The sequence below is a fragment of the Bradyrhizobium macuxiense genome, assembly GCF_001542415.1.
GTDB classification, from domain to species: domain Bacteria; phylum Pseudomonadota; class Alphaproteobacteria; order Rhizobiales; family Xanthobacteraceae; genus Bradyrhizobium; species Bradyrhizobium macuxiense.
Genome location: NZ_LNCU01000115.1, coordinates 186,294 through 205,198 on the forward strand (window position 1 = coordinate 186,294; position 18,905 = coordinate 205,198).

At 64.9% G+C, this 18,905-nt stretch carries 21 protein-coding genes and 1 pseudogene; 12 read left to right on the forward strand and 10 right to left on the reverse strand.

The features are described from left to right. Positions 1 to 13: 13 nt before the first annotated feature. The gene (locus AS156_RS35505; RefSeq protein WP_082747918.1) at positions 14 to 1,066 is read left to right on the forward strand and encodes a polysaccharide deacetylase family protein; all 1,053 of its coding nucleotides are present in this window, start codon (positions 14 to 16) and stop codon (positions 1,064 to 1,066) included. 52 nt (positions 1,067 to 1,118) lie between these two features. Beyond that, positions 1,119 to 1,883, forward strand: coding sequence for a class I SAM-dependent methyltransferase (locus AS156_RS35510; protein WP_245313212.1), 765 nt, complete (start codon positions 1,119 to 1,121; stop codon positions 1,881 to 1,883). Between the two features lie 78 nt (positions 1,884 to 1,961). Here AS156_RS35510 and AS156_RS35515 read toward each other — a convergent pair whose 3' ends face one another. Then, positions 1,962 to 2,177, reverse strand: coding sequence for a DUF2842 domain-containing protein (locus tag AS156_RS35515; protein WP_066514080.1), 216 nt, complete (start codon positions 2,175 to 2,177; stop codon positions 1,962 to 1,964). Positions 2,178 to 2,367: 190 nt separating this feature from the next. On the opposite strand from AS156_RS35515, the gene AS156_RS35520 reads away from it, so the two are divergent. Continuing rightward, positions 2,368 to 3,453 carry a COX15/CtaA family protein gene (locus tag AS156_RS35520; protein WP_066514084.1) on the forward strand — a complete coding sequence of 362 codons (1,086 nt, stop codon included), beginning with the start codon at positions 2,368 to 2,370 and terminating at the stop codon, positions 3,451 to 3,453. 4 nt (positions 3,454 to 3,457) lie between these two features. Here the strand turns inward: AS156_RS35520 and nadC are convergent, their stop codons facing one another. From nadC to AS156_RS35560, 8 genes are all read right to left on the reverse strand, one after another. Beyond that, a complete protein-coding gene (nadC, locus tag AS156_RS35525) occupies positions 3,458 to 4,309 on the reverse strand; it encodes a carboxylating nicotinate-nucleotide diphosphorylase (protein WP_066514085.1) in 852 nt (283 codons plus the stop codon). After that, the gene (locus tag AS156_RS35530) at positions 4,306 to 5,856 is read right to left on the reverse strand and encodes an L-aspartate oxidase (protein ID WP_066514086.1); all 1,551 of its coding nucleotides are present in this window, start codon (positions 5,854 to 5,856) and stop codon (positions 4,306 to 4,308) included. The genes nadC and AS156_RS35530 overlap by 4 nt, the downstream gene beginning before the upstream one ends. Further along, the gene (gene nadA, locus AS156_RS35535) at positions 5,853 to 6,839 is read right to left on the reverse strand and encodes a quinolinate synthase NadA (RefSeq protein WP_066514088.1); all 987 of its coding nucleotides are present in this window, start codon (positions 6,837 to 6,839) and stop codon (positions 5,853 to 5,855) included. The genes AS156_RS35530 and nadA overlap by 4 nt, the downstream gene beginning before the upstream one ends. A 54-nt stretch (positions 6,840 to 6,893) precedes the next feature. Continuing rightward, positions 6,894 to 7,838 (reverse strand): NUDIX hydrolase, encoded by a 945-nt coding sequence (locus tag AS156_RS35540; protein ID WP_066514090.1) that lies wholly within the window; start codon positions 7,836 to 7,838, stop codon positions 6,894 to 6,896. A gap of 14 nt (positions 7,839 to 7,852) precedes the next feature. Continuing rightward, positions 7,853 to 8,257: a hypothetical protein gene (locus tag AS156_RS35545; protein WP_066514091.1), complete on the reverse strand. Its 405-nt coding sequence runs from the start codon at positions 8,255 to 8,257 to the stop codon at positions 7,853 to 7,855. 131 nt (positions 8,258 to 8,388) lie between these two features. Continuing rightward, complete coding sequence (locus tag AS156_RS35550) at positions 8,389 to 9,669, reverse strand: O-acetylhomoserine aminocarboxypropyltransferase (RefSeq protein WP_066514093.1); 1,281 nt, start codon at positions 9,667 to 9,669, stop codon at positions 8,389 to 8,391. A gap of 151 nt (positions 9,670 to 9,820) precedes the next feature. Further along, positions 9,821 to 10,405: a CoA-binding protein gene (locus tag AS156_RS35555; RefSeq protein WP_066514096.1), complete on the reverse strand. Its 585-nt coding sequence runs from the start codon at positions 10,403 to 10,405 to the stop codon at positions 9,821 to 9,823. Positions 10,406 to 10,535: 130 nt separating this feature from the next. After that, positions 10,536 to 11,360, reverse strand: coding sequence for an enoyl-CoA hydratase (locus AS156_RS35560; protein ID WP_066514101.1), 825 nt, complete (start codon positions 11,358 to 11,360; stop codon positions 10,536 to 10,538). A 70-nt stretch (positions 11,361 to 11,430) separates the two neighbouring features. Here AS156_RS35560 and AS156_RS35565 point away from each other — a divergent pair, with 70 nt between their 5' ends. The 7 genes and pseudogenes from AS156_RS35565 (at position 11,431) to AS156_RS35590 (ending at position 15,145) form a co-directional block, all read left to right on the forward strand. Then, positions 11,431 to 11,859, forward strand: coding sequence for a PaaI family thioesterase (locus AS156_RS35565; protein ID WP_066514102.1), 429 nt, complete (start codon positions 11,431 to 11,433; stop codon positions 11,857 to 11,859). 154 nt (positions 11,860 to 12,013) lie between these two features. Next, on the forward strand, positions 12,014 to 12,478 hold the full coding sequence (gene rplM / locus AS156_RS35570) for a 50S ribosomal protein L13 (protein ID WP_066514103.1): 465 nt from the start codon (positions 12,014 to 12,016) through the stop codon (positions 12,476 to 12,478). After that, a complete protein-coding gene (gene rpsI / locus AS156_RS35575; RefSeq protein WP_066514105.1) occupies positions 12,479 to 12,955 on the forward strand; it encodes a 30S ribosomal protein S9 in 477 nt (158 codons plus the stop codon). A 231-nt stretch (positions 12,956 to 13,186) separates the two neighbouring features. Next, on the forward strand, positions 13,187 to 14,213 hold a 1,027-nt coding region (locus AS156_RS35580; RefSeq protein WP_245313214.1), incomplete at its 3' end, for a GGDEF domain-containing protein. A gap of 1 nt (position 14,214) precedes the next feature. Continuing rightward, a pseudogene (locus AS156_RS45345) lies at positions 14,215 to 14,404 on the forward strand (GGDEF domain-containing protein); the annotation flags it as partial. Positions 14,405 to 14,449: 45 nt separating this feature from the next. Beyond that, on the forward strand, positions 14,450 to 14,686 hold the full coding sequence (locus AS156_RS35585) for a hypothetical protein (protein ID WP_066514165.1): 237 nt from the start codon (positions 14,450 to 14,452) through the stop codon (positions 14,684 to 14,686). A 162-nt stretch (positions 14,687 to 14,848) separates the two neighbouring features. Next, complete coding sequence (locus AS156_RS35590; protein WP_066514107.1) at positions 14,849 to 15,145, forward strand: antibiotic biosynthesis monooxygenase family protein; 297 nt, start codon at positions 14,849 to 14,851, stop codon at positions 15,143 to 15,145. 16 nt (positions 15,146 to 15,161) lie between these two features. Here AS156_RS35590 and AS156_RS35595 read toward each other — a convergent pair whose 3' ends face one another. Further along, entirely contained in the window at positions 15,162 to 16,310 is a 1,149-nt protein-coding gene (locus AS156_RS35595) for an AI-2E family transporter (RefSeq protein ID WP_066514109.1), read from the reverse strand. A gap of 319 nt (positions 16,311 to 16,629) precedes the next feature. Between AS156_RS35595 and AS156_RS35600 the strand changes: the two genes are divergently transcribed. Continuing rightward, positions 16,630 to 17,400 (forward strand): gamma-glutamyl-gamma-aminobutyrate hydrolase family protein, encoded by a 771-nt coding sequence (locus AS156_RS35600; RefSeq protein ID WP_066514110.1) that lies wholly within the window; start codon positions 16,630 to 16,632, stop codon positions 17,398 to 17,400. A gap of 219 nt (positions 17,401 to 17,619) precedes the next feature. Beyond that, the gene (locus AS156_RS35605; protein WP_066500203.1) at positions 17,620 to 18,660 is read left to right on the forward strand and encodes an IS110 family RNA-guided transposase; all 1,041 of its coding nucleotides are present in this window, start codon (positions 17,620 to 17,622) and stop codon (positions 18,658 to 18,660) included. Positions 18,661 to 18,905: the final 245 nt, after the last annotated feature.

An 18,905-nucleotide genomic window follows, 5' to 3' on the forward strand; every position in this document is an offset into this window, starting at 1 on the left:
CGAGGGCGGGACTTTGGGATCGGATAACCGTTTTTTGCGACGGGTGCGGATGGAGCTCGCCTATTTCAGCGGCGCGTTCCGGCTGAGGCAGCGCGCGGCCGGTGGCGCCGGAGTGATCCTGCGGTTCGAACGGGTCCGACCCGCGCGGCGGGCCCGATTCCAGCCACTGAAATCCAGAGAGATCTCGCCGGAATTCCTCCATCGCGCAATCCATGCGTTGAAGCGCTGGAACTACGACATCGTCGGAATCGACGAGGCCTGCCGCCGCGCCATCACCTTGCCTGAGCGGCGGCGGTTTGCCTGCCTGACGTTTGATGGCGGCACCAAGGATCTCGTCAAGCATGCCTATCCGGTTCTCGCCGGCCACGGCGTTCCGTTCACGCTGTATTTGCCAACCGCCTTTCCCGACGGCGTGGGCGAGGCCTGGTGGCTGGTGCTCGAGGACATCATCGGGCGCGAGAGCCGAATCAGCCTGATAATCGAGGGCAGGGAGCAGCACTTCGCGATCGCCAAGGTATCGGACAAATACGAACTGTTCGATTTTCTGTTCCAGTGGATGCGCAAGCTGCCGCCGCCCGATCTGTCCTATGCGATCCACGATCTCGGCACGCGTTATTCGGTCGACGTCGCGCAGGTGTCGCGCGGCGCGTTCATGGATTGGGAGGATCTGGCGAAGCTCGCGGAGAATCCGAAGGTCACATTCGGCAGCGCCACCGTGAACTATCCCGCGTTGTCGAACCTTGGGGATGCCGACGCGCGGCGCGAGATGGCGATGGGGAAGGCGGTGGCGGAGAGCGCGTTCCGGCGCGAGGTCAGGCATTTCGCCTTTCCGTTCGGCGATCGCGAATCCTTCCGCCGCCCGCATGTGGTGATGGCGGAAGAAGTCGGCTTTGCCAGCGCCGTGTCGACGATACCTGGCATCGTCGAGGCGCAGGGACGCATCAGCCTTCACGCCTTGCCGCGCATCGCCTGGGACGGACGTGTACGTTCGCTACGGATGATGCGAGTGCTGCTGTCAGGCGTTATGTTCGCCCCGATGCGACCCACCCGCAGCGCGCAGGGCTGAATCTCGAGTTAGATCCGCCATCTCGATCAGCCACGATTGTGAAGTGCAAGCGATGCCATCACCCGGATTGGAACGGCAGTTCGGCCGGCAGGCGTTCGGGGCGGATCCCGCCGGCTATCACACGGCGCGCCCCGACTATCCCGAGTGGGTCTACGAAACCCTCAGCTCGCGCTGCGATCTACGGCCAAAGACTGCGGCTTTCGAGATCGGGGCCGGGACCGGAAAGGCGACGCGCCGCTTGCTTGAGCTCGGCGCCGATCCTTTGACGGTCATCGAGCCGGATCAGCGCCTTGCCGACTTCCTGCGCCAGAACAATGCGAGCCAGGTGCTGCGGGTGATTGTCGCGCCGTTCGAGGAGGCCGCGCTTGAGGAGCAGGCGTTCGATCTCGGCCTGAGCGCGACCTCCTTTCACTGGCTCGACGAGGAGAGCGCGCTTGCGAAGATCGTCCGGCTGCTTCGGCCGGGCGGCTGGTGGGCGGCGGTCTGGAACGTGTTCGGCGACGACAGCCGGCCCGATCCATTTCATAACGCGACAACGCGATTGCTGAAGGGCCCGACCGGGCCTTCGATCGGCAAGGGAGGAATGCCCTTTGGGCTGGATAGCGCCGCCCGCCTGGCCGCCTTGCAGCGCTCGCGCGGCTTCGACGTCGCGGATCACGTCGCCAGCCGATGGCCGCTGGTCCTCGATGCAGAGCAGACGGTGGCGTTGTATTCGACCTACTCGAACGCCACGGCGCATCCGGATCGTGAGCGCATCCTGGCCGAGCTTGGCCGCATCGCCCGCGACGAGTTCGGGGACGGGTCATCAGAAACATGACCACCAGCCTCTACATCGCGCGCCGGGCGAAATGACGCGGAGAACCTGGCCCTGCCTGGGAAGGAGCAACCGCTGCTATTAGTTAGGGGCGCGATCGGGCCGCGACATCCAGGCGACGATCGGCATCGCCGGCAGCACCCAGCCGAGCCCCGCGATCACGTAGAAGATCGCCTGCAGCAGCCCCGAATTGGCCAGCCACGGTGTCTGGGCGACCGTCATGCCGAGCAGCGACCACACCACGACCAGGATGAGCAGTGCAATGGTTCCGAGCAGTTTGCGGGTACGTATGGCCATGGCGGATATGTGCAACTCGCAATCCAGACCGTTTTCAAGCGAAGTGGACACCGGTTCAACTGAAGAAAACGCGTCAAAACAAGATTCCGGAGCTTCGTTCCAATCTCCCGGAACGAGGGCTCCAAGCGGCGCTTGCGCCGCTGGCGCGGCGGACTATAAGGGGCGCGAAAATCCAATCAAGTCGGGCGAAATGGCCGGTATTTCCGCAAAGACAACGCAGCTTCGCGCCGTCAGGGTGTGGCTGCTTTCGGTCGCCGCGCTGATCGCGCTGATGGTGCTGGTCGGCGGCGCGACCCGACTCACCGAATCCGGCCTGTCGATCGTGGAATGGAAGCCGGTCACCGGCGCGCTGCCACCGCTGACCGAGGCGCAGTGGACGCAGGCCTTCGAGGGCTACAAGACCATTCCGCAATATCGCGAGCTCAATGCCGGCATGACGCTCGAGCAGTTCAAGACGATCTTCTGGTGGGAATGGAGCCATCGGCTGCTCGGCCGTGTGATCGGCGTCGCCTATCTGCTGCCGTTCCTGTACTTCCTGTGGCGCGGCGCGGTGAGCGGCGAACTGGGGCGGCGGCTGTGGGTGATCTTTGGCCTCGGTGCGCTGCAGGGCGCGGTGGGCTGGTGGATGGTTGCCTCCGGCCTGTCACAGCGTGTCGAGGTGTCACAGTATCGGCTGGCGACGCATTTGGTGCTCGCGCTGCTGATCTTCGCCGCGATCGTCTGGACGCTGCGGCGGCTGACGGAGCGTCCGCCGGTCATCGCGGCCGTCAGGTTGAAGATCACGAGCGCGGTGCTGCTCGTGCTGACCTTCGTGCAGCTCTATTTCGGTGCGCTGGTTGCGGGCCTGCGCGCGGGCAGGGTCTACAACACCTGGCCCGACATCGACGGCGGCTTCATTCCGGCCGCCGACCGGCTGTGGTTCGAGACGCCGTGGTGGCGCAACCTGTTCGACAACACACTGACCGTGCAGTTCGAGCACCGCATGACCGCCTATCTTGTGTTCGCACTGGCGATTGCGCACGCGATCGATGCCGTGCGCTCGCGCGCCGGGCGTGGCGTGATCGCGGGTGCGTGGTGGCTGGTGGCGGCCATCACGGTGCAGGCCACGGTCGGCATCCTGACGCTGCTGCATCAGGTGCCGATCGATCTGGCGCTGACGCACCAGGCGGTGGCGATCGTCGTGCTCACGCTCGCCGTCCTGCAGGCCGAGCGACTGGCTGTGCGCCGGACCGAGCGGGAGCAGCCGAAGCTCGTTCCCGCCGGCCAGACCGGTTGATCTTTTACGGCAGATAATCCAGCCCGATATCGAGCGCGGCCGAGCTGTGGGTCACCCAGCCGACCGAGATCAGGTCGACGCCGGTTGCGGCAATCGCAGGCGCGGTTGCTGCGGTGATGCGGCCCGAGGCCTCGGTGATCGCCTTGCCGCGCGCCATCTCCACTGCCTGGGCGAGCTGCTCGGTCGTCATGTTGTCGAGCAGCACGGCGTCGACGCCGAGCGCCAGCGTCTCTTCGAGCTGCGTCAGCGTATCGACCTCGACCTCGATCTTGACGAGATGGCCCACATTTGCCTTCGCCCGCTCAATCGCGGGACGAATGCCGCCGGCGAGCGCGACGTGATTGTCCTTGATCAGCACCGCATCGTCGAGCCCGAAGCGGTGGTTGTGGCCGCCGCCGGCGCGGACCGCATATTTCTCCAGCGTGCGCAGCCCCGGCATCGTCTTGCGGGTGCAGACGATCTGCGCCCGCGTTCCTTGAACGGATTTGACAAGTGTCGCGGTCGCACTCGCAACGCCGCTCAGATGGCAGAGGAAGTTGAGCGCAGTGCGCTCGCCGGTCAGCAGGCTGCGCGCCGGACCGTCGATGATCGCGATCACCTGGTCGGGCTCGACCGCACTGCCGTCCGGGCGCTCAGCGCGCAGCTCGATCGCCGGCGATACCGTCTGGAAGGCACAGCGGGCGACGTCGAGCCCGGCGACCACGCCGGGCTGCCGTGCCCGCATCACCAGCCGAGCCTGCTGGCTCAGCGGCACGATCGCATTGGCGGTGATGTCGCCGACGCGGCCGAGATCCTCGAGCAGGGCGGTTCGCACGATCGGCTCGAACATCAGCGGCAACAGGGGATCGAGATTCATGATTGGGCACTCCTGGCAGTGGGGACGGATTCGACGATGTCGCGCGCGGCGACGAGCGCCTCGGTGCGGGTGAGGGATGAGGGGACGGCCGTCGGTGCGGTGTCCGGAAAATCGGTGCGGAAGTGCCCGCCACGACTTTCCTCACGCTTGATGGCCCCAACCGCGATCATCAAGCCGACCAGGGCCGCATCGGATGCTGCGCCCTGCTTGCGCGCCAGCGGATAGAGGCTGCGGATCGCACGCTTGATCCCGTCATTGTCGCGCAATACGCCGAGCCCTTGCGTCAGGATCGGACGCACCGCCGAGGGATCGCTGGGCGGCGGAGCAGCTTCGGCATTCAACATGGCCCGCGGACCTGCGCCGACGCCCTCGATGCTCTCGGCGACCCACCGCGCACAGACGATCGCTTCCATCAGCGAATTGCTCGCGAGCCGGTTTGCGCCATGCAGTCCAGTGCGCGCCGCTTCACCGCAGGCCCACAGGCCCTGCACCGAGCTGCGTCCTTCGCCGTCAACGGCGATGCCGCCCATGTGATAGTGGACCGCCGGACGGATCGGGATCGGATCGCTGGCGGGATCGATACCGGCCATCTTGCAGAATGCGCTGATCACGGGGTAGCGCCGCGCGAAGTCCGCGCCGGGATTCTGCCGTGCATCGAGGAACGTACGATGTCCCGCGGCGCGGTGGCGCCACACGGCGCGCGCGACGATATCGCGCGGCGCAAGCTCGGCGCCGGGCTGGTCGGCCATGAAGCGTTGTCCGGTCTCGTCGATCAGCACGGCGCCATCGCCGCGGATCGCCTCGGTGAGCAACGGCATCGGCCGCGACGGTCCGTCGAAGGCAGTCGGATGAAACTGCACGAATTCGAGATCGGAAAGCTCAGCGCCGGCATTTGCCGCAAGCGCGAGCCCCTGGCCGAAGCATCCGCTCGGATTGGTGCTGTCGGCGAACAGGCCGCCGATGCCGCCGGTCGCGATCACGACCCGGTTGGTTGGGAGGATGAACCAGCCGCCGTCGTTCGACGCGAGCACGCCGCTGACCGCATTGTCCTCGACGAGGAGCCGGCGCGCTTCGACACGTTCCAACAGCGTGATCGACGGCGAGCGCCGGACCGCGGCGATCAGCGCGCGCATGATCTCACGTCCGGTGCCGTCGCCGGTGGCGTGCACGATGCGATTGCGGCCATGCGCGGCCTCCAGCCCGAGCCGCCAACCGCCGTCGGGCCGCCGATCGAATGCGACGCCGAGCCCCGCAAGTCGTTCCACGGCTGCCGGCGCGGCGTCGACGATCCGGCATGTTGCGGCTTCGTCGCACAGTCCAGCGCCGGCCGCGATCGTGTCGGCGAGATGGAGGGCAGGGGTGTCGTCGTCGCCGACGGCCGCGGCAAGGCCACCTTGCGCCCACATGCTGGAGGCTTCCGCACCCAGCGGCGATTTCGACAGCAGCACGACCGGCTCGGGCGCAAGTTCAAGCGCGGTCATGAGCCCGGCGGCGCCGCCGCCGATGATGACGGGACAGCCGATCAGGTCGGAGACTTTCGTACTCATAGTGCCAGCATCCTTTCAACCGTCTGCCGCGCGCGATCGGCAATCGCGGAGTCGATCGTCACTTCGTGCTGGTTGGTTTCCAGTGCGTGACGGATGTTCTTCAGCGTGATCCGCTTCATGTGCGGACAGAGATTGCAGGGGCGGACGAAGTCAACTTCGGGGTGCTGGGCCGCGATGTTGTCGCTCATCGAGCATTCTGTCAGCAGCACGACGCGCGGCGGACGTTTGGTGTCCACGAACGCGGACATCGCGGCGGTCGAGCCCGAATAGTCCGCTTCCGCCACGACCTCGGGCGGGCATTCCGGATGCGCCAGGATGGTGATGCCGGGATGATCGTCTCGGAGCTGCTGCACGTCGTCGGCAGTGAAGAGCTCATGTACCTCGCAATGGCCCTTCCAGGCGATGATCTTTGTGCTGGTCTGCTTGGCGATGTTCTGCGCCAGATATTCATCCGGCAGCATGATAACGCGCTCGACGCCTAGCGATTCCACGACCTTCAGCGCGTTGCCCGAGGTGCAGCAGATGTCGGACTCCGCCTTCACGGCGGTCGATGTGTTGACGTAGCAGATGACGGGCGCGTCCGGATAGCGCGCGCGCATCAGCCGCACGTCCTGTGCCGTGATGGAATCCGCCAGCGAACAGCCGGCCTTGAGGTCGGGGATCAGCACGGCCTTTTCCGGATTCAGCAGCTTTGCCGTCTCGGCCATGAAGTGCACGCCGGCGAGCACGATGACATCGGCATCGACCTTGGTGGCTTCGCGCGCGAGCAGCAGGCTGTCACCGACGATATCGGCGACGCCGTGGAAGATCTCGGGCGTCTGGTAATTGTGCGCGAGCACGACTGCGTTGCGGCGGCGCTTCAGGTCGAGGATCGCATCGACGTCCTCGGCGAAGGTGGCCCATTCGAAGGGAGGGATGACTCGCTTGACGCGTTCATAGAGCGGCGCGGTGCGCGCGAGGAGTTCGGTATCGAGTGTCGCCATTTATACTCTCCTTGAGCATAAGACGGCTTATACTTATCCTGAGCATAAGGGCTGTCAAGTGCGCGAAAGCGGGAGCTTGGTGCCGACGACGGCGCGTTCGGCCAAAACGGCGTGACGGAAGCGGAACAGCTTGGCCGGCCGACCGACCGCCTCCGTGGCGATTGCGCCAGTCTCTTCAACGAGTTCTTGCTGCTCGATTAGCCGGCGGAAGTTCTGCTTGTGGACCAACCGGCCTGCGAGAGCCTCAACGCTGCGTTGCAGTTGCAGCAGGGTGAACTCGGCCGGCATCAGCTCGAATACCACCGGGCGGTATTTGATCTTGGCGCGCAGCCGCGCAATCCCGGTGGCGAGGATGCGGCGGTGATCTGCGGTCATCGGTTTGCCCGGCAGCACCGATGCCTCGCGGCTCGCCTCCGGGATCAGCGATGCTTCGTAGAGCAGCTCGTAGCGCTGCAGCACCAGCTCCTCGTTCCAGTCGCGATCGTCGAGGCCGAAGGTGATGGCGCAGCGCTGCCAGCGCTCGCGCTGCAGCGTCGGCGTCGACGCCGATTTCGCCCACGCCTTGAGCTTCGGCGCGAGTATTTTGGCAAGGCAGGGTGGCGCGCCGGCGCGATGATCCTCCCAGGGGAAGTAGTCGTACCAGCCGGACCAATGCGCCTCGAAACCCTCGCCGACCCTGTCCTCGCGGGTCAGGCCGAGATAGCTGATGGAAACGCTGTGCGGTCCCTTGATGTCGCCGGAGCGGCCGCGATCGGCGAAGGTGTAGAGCTGCTCGACATAGCCGAGCGGATGGCCGGTCTGGGTCTCGACCCACGCGCGAAGCGCTGTCTGCAGCGAGCGGTGGCTGAATTCGAACGGGCCGCTCGGCAGCGCCGATCCGCCTGCGATGGTCATGATCCTCGGTGTGCCGTCGGTGACGGCCACCAGCACCGCGACGAGATCAGCGGTGATCGCGTTCCCCGAAGCCGGTGCGCTGGATTTTTGCGTCGATCTTGCCACGCGACGGGTCCGCGCTAGCAGTAGCCGTAGATGCCGCAGGCGTAGGGCAGGCGATCCCAGTAATCCACATAGGCGCCGCCGTAATAGGGGCCGAGGTAGCTGTAGGAGCGCGCGTTGCCGTAATAGCCGGGCAGCGAGGACGAGCCCGGAAGCAGCGGCTCACCCGGCACGAACGGGATGTAGGGGTCCGAGTTCATCGGGATCACCTTGGGCTCGACGACCACGAGCTGCCGGCCGCGCCGCACATAGGTCGGCGGTGTGACCGTGGTGCGGTAGGAATAGTGCCGGTGGGGCAGGCCGGCAGGTAGCTGGCGCGCGGCGCGCACGGTCGCGGGCTTAGGGACGGCGAGGCTGTCGGCGGCGTCAGCGGGCGGAATCGCTGACAGCGCGACCGCGAGTGGCAATATCCAGCGCAGCATTAATGGTCTCCCGAATCATCCGGAGCCTATAACTGCCACTTTATGCCGGAATGAGCGTTAATGAGAGACTTGCCGTTTTAGGCAAATCTCCTGAGCGAAGCGGCCGCCTCGCTCCGGACATGACGGCGCGATCAGGCGCGCAGGGCCTGGTCGAGGTCGGCGATCAGGTCTTCCTTGTCCTCGATGCCGATCGACAGCCGGACCACATCGGGGGCGGCACCCGATTTCACCTTGGCGGCATCGTCGAGCTGGCTGTGGGTGGTCGAGGCCGGGTGGATCACCAGCGAGCGGGTGTCGCCGACATTGGCGAGATGCGAGAACAGCTTCAGGTTCGAGACCAGATTGACGCCGGCGTCGTAGCCGCCCTTGAGGCTGAAGGTGAACACCGCGCCCGCGCCCTTCGGCGCATATTTGCGCTGGAGGTTGTTGTACCTGTCGCTGGGCAGGCCGGCATAGTTCACCGCCGAGACCGCCGGATGCCCGGAGAGGAACTCCGCCACCGCCTTGGCATTGTCGCAGTGCTTCTGCATGCGCAGCGGCAGCGTCTCGATGCCGGTCAGGATCATGAAGGCGTTGAACGGCGACAGCGCCGGCCCGAGGTCGCGCAAGCCGAGCACGCGGCAGGCGATCGCGAAGGCGAAATTGCCGAACGTCTCCTGGATCCGGATGCCGTGATATTCCGGGCGCGGCTCGCTCAGCATCGGATATTTGTTGTCCTTCGACCAGTCGAAGGTGCCGGCGTCGACGATGATGCCGCCGAGCGAATTGCCGTGGCCGCCGAGGAATTTCGTCGCCGAATGCACGACGATGTCGGCGCCGTGATCGATCGGCTTGATCAGATAGGGCGACGCCAGCGTGTTGTCGACGATCAGCGGCACACCGGCCTTGCGCGCGACAGCCGCGATCGCCTCGATGTCGGTGATGCTGCCGGCCGGGTTGGCGATCGACTCGATGAAGATCGCCTTGGTATGCGGCGTCACCGCCTGCTCGAAGGTCGAGACCTCGTCGGGATCGGCCCAGGCGACGTTCCAGCCGAAGGCCTTGAAGGCATGGGTGAACTGGTTGATCGAGCCGCCATAGAGCTTGCGCGCCGCAATCACCTCGTCACCGGGCTTCATCAGCTGCTGCAGCACGACGAGCTGCGCGGCGTGACCGGAGGCGACCGCAAGCCCGGCAGTGCCGCCCTCGAGCGCGGCGACGCGCTCTTCCAGCACCGCGTTGGTCGGGTTGCCGATCCGGGTATAGATGTTGCCGAACGCCTGTAGGCCGAACAGCGAGGCGGCATGGTCGGCGTCGTTGAAGACGAAAGATGTGGTCTGGTAGATTGGCGTCGCCCGCGCGCCGGTGGTGGGATCAGGCTGCGCACCGGCGTGCACGGCGAGGGTGGAGAATCCCGGAAGGCGATCGGTCATACTTTGTCGTCCTGTTGTGGCCTGGTCGAAATGCGCGGCATGCTGATGGCGGCGGCGCTCGCCGTCAAGCCGAGTTGCCGCTCGCGCCGCGTGTTTGAAACGGGCATGCTGCGCTCTGCTGGATGATTGAAACGATTGTTCCGCCGATGTGTCAGGAGGTCTCAGTCTTGTTTTTCGCGGCGCGGTCAGATGCCGCAGTCTGCCCGCCGCCGAAGCTCGTGCGGTTGAGCGACAGCCGCATGCCTTGCGTCGGGATCGGCGCGCGCTTGGCGCTCAGCGTGCGCGAGTTGACGCCCATCCAGGAGATCTCCGACGAGAGACGGCCGTACTCGATCTTCGGGCAGCGGTTCATCACGACCTTGAGACCGGCGGCTTCCGCCTTCTCCGCGGCGGCATCGTCGCGCGCGCCGAGCTGCATCCAGATCACCTTCGGCAGCGGCGACAGCTTCAGCGCTTCTTCCACCACCGGCATGATGTGGCTCGAATTGCGGAAGATATCGATCATGTCGATCGGGCGGCCGATGTCCGCGAGCGAGGCCACGAACGGCTTGCCCATCAGCGTCTTGCCGACATGGCCGGGGTTGACCGGGATCATGTCGTAGCCGCGCTGCGCCAGATATTTGAACGCGAAGTAACTCGGCCGCACATTCACGGGTGAGGCGCCGACCATCGCGATCGACTTCACGCTGTTGAGGATGCTGCGGATGTAATTGTCGTCGTAGGCGTCGTGGTTCATTTTAGTCCTGTCAGTCATTCCGGGGTGATGCGTGGCATCGAACTATGATGCGCACTTGCGCATCTGAGAATCCCGAGATTCCGGGTCTGGTTCTAACGCACCATCCCGGAATGACGCCCGAAGAGGCGCGTCACTTGTCCTGCCACTTCGGCTCGCGCTTCTCGATGAAGGCGCCGATGCCTTCCTCGGCGTCGCGCGCCATCATGTTCTCGGTCATCACCTCGGCGGCGAAGCGATAGGCGTCCGCGAGGTTCATCTCGGCCTGGCGATAGAACGCCTCCTTGCCGAGCTTGACCGTGTGGGCCGATTTCAATGCGACCTTCTGCGCCAGCGCGATCGCGGCATCGCGCTCGGTGCCGGCTGGCACGACGCGGTTGACCAGGCCGATGCCCTGCGCAGTGGCCGCGGAGATCGGCTCGCCGGTGAGCAGCATCTCCATCGCCTGCTTGCGCGGCACGTTGCGCGACAGCGCCACCATCGGCGTCGAGCAGAACAGGCCGATGTCGACGCCCGGCGTCGCGAAGGTCGCGGCTTCGGATGCGACGGCGAGGTCGCAGCTTGCGACAAGCTGGCAGCCGGCCGCGGTGGCGACGCCCTGGACGGCGGCAACTACCGGCTTGGGCAGGCGTACGATTGCCTGCATCATCGCGCTGCATGCGTTCATGAGCTCGGCGAAATAGGCGCGGCCGCGATCGGCGTCGCTGCGGCGGGCGGTGAGCTCCTTCAAATCATGGCCGGCAGAGAAGGCCGGGCCGTTGGCGGCGATCACGACGCCGCGGATCGCCTTGTCGCTGCCGATGTCGTTCAGCGCTGCGTGCAATTCGCCGATCAGTCCCTCGGACAGGCTGTTGCGCGCCGCGGGGCGGTTCAACGTCAGTACCGCAATACTGCCGACGGCTTCTCGCAGCAGGATCGGGACTTGCGGCGCTTCTGCGCGGGCGGCTTGGGCGGACATGGCGAAATTCCACTATGGTGACTATGACAACTTAATGTAACAGGCAGGCTGAAGCGAGGGCGGGCAGGGCATGGCGATTGCGAAAATGAGCGTGGCTGATCTGGAGGAGTTCCTGCGCAAGGAATTTCCGCAGGCGTTCACGTATGACGACATCAGGATCGAGAGCGCCGACGGCGAAACGGCGCTGCTGCGCCAGCGCTTCAGCGAGCGCATGCTGCGGCCGGGTGGCACGGTGTCCGGCCCGACCCTGATGGGGCTGGCCGATTTCGCGATGTATGTGGTGCTGCTGTCGGCGATCGGGCCGATCGGCCTTGCGGTGACCACCAACCTCAACATCAACTTCCTGCGCAAGGGTCAGCCGGGGCAGGACGTGCTCGCGGTGGCGAAGCTGCTCAAGCTCGGCAAGCGGCTCGCGGTCGGCGATGTCAATTTGCTGTCGGGCACGTCGCCCGATCCGATCGCCCATGTCACGGCGACCTATTCCATTCCGAACACGTGAGCTTTTTGCAGGTATTATAACACCGTATTTATAAACCATTGATTTGATTGACGTAATTATCTCGCTGGGACGTTGACGTGCGCGCGCGGCTTCTCTAGAAAACCGCGCAGTTCGGCGCATACGGCGCCGATTTCTTTTTTCACGGATTTCACACATGAGCACGTTCTCGGCCAAGCCCGCCGAAGTGACGAAGAAGTGGGTGGTGATCGACGCCAAGGGTCTGGTCGTCGGTCGTCTCGCGACCCTCGTCGCCATGCGTCTGCGCGGCAAACACCTGCCCACCTACACCCCGCACGTCGATTGCGGCGACAACGTCATCATCGTCAACGCCGCGCATGTGGTGCTGACCGGTCGCAAGCGCGACCAGAAGACCTACTACAAGCACACCGGCTTTATCGGCGGCATCAAGGAGCGCACCGCGAAGCAGATCCTCGAGGGGCGCTTCCCCGAGCGCGTCGTCGAGAAGGCGATCGAGCGCATGATTCCTCGTGGCCCGCTCGGCCGCATGCAGATGGGCAACCTGCGCGTCTACGCCGGTGCCGATCATCCGCATGAAGCCCAGAACCCCGAGAAGGTCGATATCGCGTCGCTGAACCGCAAGAACACGAGGGCCGCATAAATGTCCGACACGTTGCAGTCTCTCGACCAGCTCTCGCAGGTCAAGCCGGCGGCTCCCGAAGCCCCGAAGTATGTGAAGAAGGTCGACAAGTACAATCGCGCCTATGCCACCGGCAAGCGCAAGGACGCGGTCGCCCGCGTCTGGGTCAAGCCCGGCTCGGGCAAGATCTCGGTCAACACCCGCGAGTTCGAGGTGTACTTCGCCCGTCCGGTGCTGCGCATGATGATCCAGCAGCCGCTTGTCGCAGCCGCGCGCAACGGCCAGTACGACGTGATCTGCACCGTCACCGGCGGCGGTCTCTCGGGCCAGGCCGGTGCGGTCCGCCACGGCATCTCGAAGGCGCTGACCAACTTCGAACCCGAGCTGCGCAGCGTCCTCAAGAAGGGCGGCTTCCTCACCCGTGACTCCCGCTCGGTCGAGCGCAAGAAGTACGGCAAGGCCAAGGCCCGTAAGTCCTTCCAGTTCTCGAAGCGCTAATTCGAGTCGTAAAATTTGCGGCAATCGCCGCGCGTATCGAGTTGAAGAGGGCGCCGCGAGGCGCCCTTTTTGCTGTTCGGTTAGACATGAATTAACGCAGATTTTCGCGAAAACTTGCGTATGCGTGCAAACGAAATTCGAACGCCGGTCTCCTAGTCTGCAAGCTCGCAGCGGCGCGGCATCACCTAATAATTGCACCTGCGAACGTCGCATCACACTGGCTGGGGTGAGATTATGTCGTTCGATCCGTCGACACTTTATTTGTTCGCGACCATGGTTGCGGGCATGCTCGGTGCCATGCTGATGTTCTTCGGCAGGCAGGAGAACATTCCTGCGTTGAAGTGGTGGGGGACGGCCTATCTGCTCGGTGCAGCATCGGTCGGACTCTGGACGATCGGCGGCTCGATGTTCGGCGAGTCCGTGCTGCTGGGGCTGAACGCCGTCGGCTTCATCGCCTGCGGCATGGTCTGGAACGCTTCGCGGGTTTTCCACGGCCGCAAGCCGAACCTGCCGGGGCTCGTGCTTGGCGCGATCGCCTGGATCGGCACCGTGACGACTGTGCATGATTCCGCGAACCGTCTGACGATCGGCGCTGCGATCGTGGCGATCTACGCTGCGCTGACTGCGTCCGAACTGTGGAGCGAGCGCCGGCGCGCGATGCAGAGGCGCTGGCCCGCGATCGTGGTGCCGGTCCTGCATGGCAGCGTCTTGATGCTGCCGATCCTGCTCGGCGCCCTGTTGCGTCCTAATGAGGAGAATTTCGGCAACAGCTTCTGGGTCACCTTGTTCTCGATCGAACTCGTGCTCTATGCGATCGGAACGGTGTTCGTGATCTTCATGATGGTGTCGGACCGTGCGGTCGCCGTGCACAAGACCGCCGCGTCGATCGATCCTCTGAGCGGCATGCTGAACCGCCGTGGCTTCTCCGAGGCCTGCTCGCGGGTGATCGAGCGGGAAGCCAATGCCGGCCGCCCGGTCACGATGATGATCTTCGACATCGATCATTTCAAGTCGATCAACGACCGCTTCGGTCATCCCGCGGGCGACGAGATCCTGAAGCTGTTTGCCGCCGTGGTGATCAACAGTCTCAGGATCAGCGATCTCTCCGGTCGCATCGGCGGCGAGGAATTCGCAGCACTTTTGCCGTGTTCGCTGGAGGAGGGCGTGCTGGTCGCCGAGCGCGTCCGCGAAGCCTTCGAGTCCAGCGGCATCGTTTGCGATGAGGGGCCGGTCGATACCACCGTCAGCATCGGCGTGGNCGGGCCCGCCGGCACCGAACTCGAGGTATTGCTGGCCTCGGCCGACACCGCGCTCTATCAGGCCAAGCGCGGCGGCCGCAATCGCGTCGAGGCGGCGGAGGAGTTGCCGCTCTCGCTGGAAAACTGGCGGCGCAAGACCGCGGGCCTGCCTGCGTCGGCACGCCACAAGCCGGCGATCGCCCAAGGGTGAGTTGAGGTAACCATTGGTTAACCATTCGATCCCATGTTTCCGGACATGGAGTCGTTTCACACACGCAATCCGCAGGCAGCCTTGATGTCGCTCGAAGCCGCAGCAGCTTCGACACGTGGTGGCTTCGCCTGCATGTTCTCGAATTCGGACGAATATGAACGCGCGCTGATCGACGAGCGGCGCGCGCAAGGCCGTTACGGCCAACCGAAGCGTCGCTTGCCGACCGTGCTGTTGCTCGGCGCCATGCTGATGGTCGTAGGTACGGTGCTGCTGCTCAAATGAAGCATCGCCTGCTGCGGCAAAGGAAGGCGCCCGCTGTGGCGCCTTTTTCTTTTTCGGCGGCTGGGCTAGAGACGGGCCTCTGGATTCTTGTTTTGACGCGTTTTCTTTACGCGAACCGGTATCCACTTCGCTCGAAAACGCTACGGAGGAGACCCAAGCCCAATGATCACTGAAATCGCGATCTTCGACGTCAAGCCCGGCACCGAGAAGGATTTTGAAGCTGCGGTGGCCAAGGCGCGCCCGCTGTTCCTGCGCGCCAAGGGCGGCAAGGGGTTCGAGCTGCACCGTTCGATCGAGAAGCCGTCCCGCTACCGGCTGCTGGCGAAGTGGGAGACGCTGGAGAACCACACCGTCGATTTCCGCGGCTCGGAGGATTTCACCGCCTGGCGTGCGCTGGTCGGCCAGTACTTCGCGGCGCCGCCTGAGGTCGAGCACACCGAGACGGTGGTGACGACCTGAGGCGCTCGAAAACGCTTCAAGCGGCGTGCGCAGGCGCCTTATCCTCCGTCTTGAAGTGGTCGATCATCACCTTGGCGATCGCCATCAACGGCAGCGCCAGCGCCAGCCCCCAGATGCCGAACACGACGCCGAGCAGGATCTGGAACGCGAACAGCGTCGCCGGCGGAATGTCGAGCGCCTGGCGCTGGATGATCGGCGTCAGCACGTAGCTTTCCAGCGCGTGCACGCCGAGGAACAGGATGAAGGCGGACAGCGCCGCGATCCATCCCGTGGCAAGGCTCGCCATCACCACGATCAAGCCGCCGAGGATCGCGCCGACCGTCGGGATGAAGGCGAGCAGGCCTGCCTGGATGCCGAGGATGAACGAGCTCGGGATGCCGATGATCGCAAGCCCGATCCAGGTGACGAGAAACACCGCGGCCATGGTGATCATCTGCGCGATCAGCCAGCGCTCCAGGGTGTCGCCGATGCGGTCGACGATGATGGTCGCCTGCGTGCGGTACTTGGCCGGCGCGATGAACAGAAGCCCGGCGCGGTAGATGCTCGGCTGGGCGGCGAAGGCAAGGCCCAGGAACAGCACGATGAAGAAGTTGCCGACGACGCTGACGGTGCCAAGCAGCACCTTCAGCGTCTGGCTGATGATGGCGCCCCCGCTGGAGGCCAGCGCCCCGGCGCCGGGCAGGCCGTGCGGCGAGGGCGTCGCGGGTGTCGTCGCTGTGGTCGTCGTCGCCGCGCCGGTGCCTTCCGGCTTGGCCTCGCCCGCTGCATTGGTGAAGTCGAGATAGTTGGTGTCGACGCCGTGCTGCTCGAGGAACTCTTTGACGCTGCCGAGCTGCGACTTGATGGTGTTGCTCAACACCGTCGCCTGCTGCGCGATCGTGGTGCCGCCGAGGAATACGATGCCGGAGAGCGCGCCCGCCAGCCCGAGGCAGACGAGGGTGAGCCGCAGCGCATGGGGCAGCTTGATCAGGCGGCCGAGCAGGGTGGTCATCGCGTTCAGGCCGACGCCGAGCAGCATGCCCGCGAACAGCAGGAACAGCGTCGCGGCGAAATGCCAGGAGAACATCAACAGCGCCGCGAACAGCACCGCGCCGATGCCGCCGACGGCAATCGCCCACGCCATGTCGTTACGGGCCTGCAGGCGATTGTCAGCCGAGTCTGTCACGGGTGATTCCCCCTTCGCGACGGTGTCCGGGCCAGTCTTTGGCGAAAACGCGGCTGGGATCAAGCTGCCGGGTTGGTCCACCTTGGGGCTGAGGCGCTGCGGCAGGCGTCAGGATCGGTGCGTTGGTGAGCCGGATCACCGGTGCGGGTGCGGCCAATCCGGGGGCGTCGTCCCCAGGCCGGCGTTGTGTCGGGCTGCAACCGTCCTGTGCAGATATAGACAGTTGATCCGGCAGGAACTCGAAGGCATGATCCTCTCTGAATCGTAGCAAACGTAGAAAAATCATTGCGCGAGACGTAGATAACGCGAGACTTAGATAATGAGACGGCCCGTGGTCGGCGTGATCGGAAACGCCCATCGCCTCGAAAATCGTTTCACAGTCCAGATGGTCGGAGAGCGCAACCTTCGCGCGGTTGCCGAAGTGTCTGGTGCCGTTCCGCTGATGTTTGCTGGAACGCCTGAAATCACCGATATCGCAGCCTTGCTCGACGTGGTCGACGGTGTGGTGCTGACCGGGGCACGCGCCAACGTCCATCCGACTCGCTTCAACACCGAACCATGCGCGGCCCACGAGCCTTACGATCTCCACCGTGACGACGTCGCGCTGGCGCTGTCGGAGGCCTGCGTTGCGCGCGGCGTGCCGATCTTCGGTATCTGCCGCGGCCTGCAGGAGATGAATGTCGCCTTCGGCGGTTCGCTGCACCCAGAGATCCGCGAGATCCCCGGCCGCATGAACCACCGCATGCCGCGGCTCGAGAACGGCGAGATCCATCCCGATCCCACGGTCGTGTTTGCCGACCGTCACGACGTCACGCTGACGCCGGGCGGCGCCTTCGCCAGGATCCTCGGCCGGGACACCATCCGCGTCAATTCGCTGCACGGGCAGGGAATCCTCGAGCCCGGCAACCGCGTCGTGATCGAGGGGATCGCCGAGGACGGCACCATCGAGGCGATCCGCATCGCCGACGCGTCGGGATTTGCGCTCGGCGTGCAGTGGCACGCCGAATACGATCCGCAGCGCAACCCGATCAACCGCGCGCTGTTCGAGGCCTTCGGCGACGCCCTGCGTGAGCGGCGTCGCGCGGCGTAGCGATCGCTGTTGACCGCAACTGTGACCCTGCTGTTTGAGCCGCCCCGCTGTCGTCCCTGCGAAAGCAGGGACCCATACTCCGCGGCGGATGTTGCAGGCGGGACTCGTCGTTCCAGCATCGGGCAATAACCAGCATTCGTGGTTGATGGGGTGGACGGCCCCCTACGGCATCAGTGTGCCAGAATGAGGTTGTTGCAAATCTCAGCAAGGGAGCCGTCCGTGACGAAGATTATCCGCATTGGAATGGATACGTCGAAGTATATTTTTGTGCTGCACGGGATTGATGAGGATGAGCGGCCTGTGCTGCGCAAGAAGCTTTCGCGCAAGCAGGTGGTGGAGTTCTTTGCCAAATTGCCGCCGACCGTGATCGGGATGGAGGCCTGCGGAGCCTCGCAATATTGGGCGCGGGAGCTCTCCAGGCTGGGCCATGAGGTGAAGCTGATGGCCCCGCAATTGGTGAAGCCCTATGTCGCGCGGAACAAGAACGACTGGCGGGATGCGGAAGCGCTGTGTGAGGCGATGAGCCGGCGGACCATGCGCTTTGTGCCGGTCAAGACAGCCGAGCAGCAAGCCGCGTTGATGCTGATGGGAATCCGCGACGGGTTGATCGCCCGGCGCACCCAGTTGACCAATACGATCCGCGGCCACGCGGCGGAGTATGGCCTGATTGCACCCAGGGGGCTGGACAGGATCGAGCCGCTGCTGGCGCAGATCGCGCAGAACGAGACGCTTCCCGCTCTGGCGCGTGAGCTGTTTGTCGTGCTGGGCCGCGAGTACGCCAAGCTCGAGAGCGAACTGGAGGCAATCGAGGCCAAGGTGATGGCCTGGCACCGCGGCGATGCCACGGGCCGGCGTCTGGCAACGATCCCCGCGGTCGGCCCGATCATTGCGACCGCGCTGGTGATGAAGACGCCCGATCCGCGTGCGTTCCCCTCCGGTCGGCATTTTGCGGCCTGGGTGGGATTGACGCCCAAGGACCATTCCACTGGTGGCAAGACCAGGCTCGGCAAGATCACGCGGGCGGGCGACGAGGACTTGAGACGACTGCTCGTGATCGGGGCCACGGCGGTGATCCGGCAGGCCAGAGGTGGGCGCGGCCAGCATCCGCGCTGGCTGCTGGCATTGATTGCGCGCAAGCCGCCGAAGCTCGCCGCCGTGGCGCTCGCCAACAAGGTCGCCCGCATCGCCTGGAAGCTCATGGTGACCGGCGAGAGTTACGACGCGGCGCGGTCGAATGCCGCTACGGCAGTGGCCGCCTAACAGATTGGCCGACCGGCGGGCTCGCTCGCCGGCCGATCCGGAGCTGCAGGAGCAGATGGAGCGATCGATCGAGCAACGATGCGAGACAATCCGTGGGACCCATTGGCCGCCAGCAGGTCGCCAGGTTGTTTGGAACTCGCATCGCGCAAACCATCTTGGCCAGCGATCCAATCGATCGCGCTCAACAGGCCGGACATATGGATGCAAGCGATCCGATCTCACCAAAAAGCTCTTGTGCCACGGGG